Raw genomic sequence first — 1,929 nt, 5'->3', positions numbered from 1 at the left:
TTTATGTGTGCCAGGCATGTGTTATAGCTCTAGGGTGCAAGTCCCGAATGCGCTTTGTAGTAGGAAGCATTAGCCAATAGCAAGGGTGTCCATTGTAAGATGGAATCTGAAGGAAGCTGGCGGCAAACATCCGGGCCGACGAACAGAAACTGCATACAAGGCGGGGTTACATGGGTGATGTTGCATAAGAAACAAAAGCCCCATACTACACAGATTGTAACCACGTAAATACAGCGGCTATATGGATGGAAAGCTATAACACTTACCCTGGGAGACCCTGTTTTTTTTTGCAGGGAGTCAGCCGAGGTCATAGTAGGCAGGGAAACGAGCTATCTCCCGAAGTACAAGGGTAAAGATGGAGGATTCACAGACAAGCCAAAGGACCGAATGTTAGAATGGCAAAGGAATTTGGCCGGGTGCATAACAAAGCGTTAACAACCGAAACACGTAAGAGAACTGCTATAACAAGACCAGAGGCCGGAAGCTAAAGGAAGATATAGCAGGAGTTGAGCCGAGTTATGAACTGGAAAAGGACAATGCCCTGGAATTTTTTTTTCAGATTATGTTGCTATGCTGGAAGAAATACTTGAGTTCAGAAACATACAGAAAGCCCTGCAACGGGTCATCAGTAACAAGGGTGCTGGTGGTGTTGATGGTATGCAGACCGATGAACTTCGCGACTACCTGACACACCACTGGTCCGACCTGAAATCAAGGATTTTATCCGGCATGTACCGCCCCAGCCCCGTTCGGGGCATTGAGATACCCAAAGCCTCCGGTGGGAAACGCTTACTTGGCATCCCCACGGTCATTGACCGCCTTATTCAGCAAGCGATCCAACAATGGTTGTCACCCGTTTACGAAGCAGATTTCTCCCCCTACAGTTATGGGTTCCGTCCCCACCGCAATGCACATCAGGCGGTATTGCAAGCCCGTTCGCACATAGCGTCGGGTGGAAGCTGGGTCATTGAGTTGGATCTATCGAACTTCTTCGACCGGGTTCATCATGATCGGCTGATAAGTCAGCTATCTAAACGTATCAGTGATAAACGGACACTGGACTTAATCCGCAGATACCTCACCAGCGGTATCTTACTGGGAGGGGTTGTAAGCCCCCGACAGGAAGGAACTCCGCAAGGTTCTCCTTTAAGTCCGCTGCTCTCCAACATCGTTCTGGACGAACTGGATAAGGAGCTGCATAAGCGAGGACACAAGTTTGTACGTTATGCAGATGACTGTAGCATCTATGTAAACAGTAATAAGTCCGCCCATCGGGTACTGGACAGTATGATTCATTACATAGAAAATGTACTTAGGCTGAAGGTGAACCTAGAAAAGACAAAGATCAGCCGCCCCGGTAGCTGTCAACTGCTGGGTTTCTCCTTCTATCGAAATACAAAAGGGGAGCACCGAATGTGGATCCCATTGTCGAGTCTGGATCGTATCCAGACTAAGATCAGAAATCTGACGATGCGCAGCAGACCTATGACATTACAACAGCGGATAACTGGTCTTGAATCAATCATAGGCGGTTGGATCAACTACTTCAGCATTGCGGACAGCAAAAAGAGTATGCAACAATTAGACAGAAAAGTCTACAATCGGCTGCGTATATGTATCTGGAAACAATGGAAAACCATTCCCAGTCGGTATCGTAACCTTATAAAACTAGGCTTATCAAAGTATAATGCCAGGAAATGGAGCAACACGAGTATAGGTTACAGCCGTGTGGCTCGTAGTCCGATACTTTGTACAACTCTCACCAACGCATACTTTAGGAGCCAAGGCTATATAGGATTTTACGAACGCTATTATCTGAAAACAGAATGCCAGATTAAATTATTCTAACAAACCGCCGTATACCAGACCGGTACGTACGGTGGTGTGAGGGGACAGTGAGGGAAATAATCCCTCACTTCCTACTCGATT

1 protein-coding gene is annotated in these 1,929 nt (G+C 47.0%); it reads left to right on the top strand.

All coding sequences use genetic code 11. The annotated features are described in order from the left end of the window. The first annotated feature begins 570 nt into the window (after positions 1-570). Complete coding sequence (gene ltrA, locus KW844_RS28805; RefSeq protein ID WP_218380234.1) at positions 571-1,848, top strand: group II intron reverse transcriptase/maturase; 1,278 nt, start codon at positions 571-573, stop codon at positions 1,846-1,848. Positions 1,849-1,929 lie beyond the last annotated feature (81 nt).

The organism is Chitinophaga sp. sic0106 (genome assembly GCF_019219075.1).
In the GTDB taxonomy this organism is placed as follows: domain Bacteria; phylum Bacteroidota; class Bacteroidia; order Chitinophagales; family Chitinophagaceae; genus Chitinophaga.
This window is presented reverse-complemented; position numbering and strand designations above follow the sequence as displayed.

Coding starts and splice junctions, on each gene's coding strand:
- ltrA (WP_218380234.1), top strand. CDS start 571: ATGCTGGAAGAAATACTTGAGTTCAGAAACATACAGAAAGCCCTGCAA.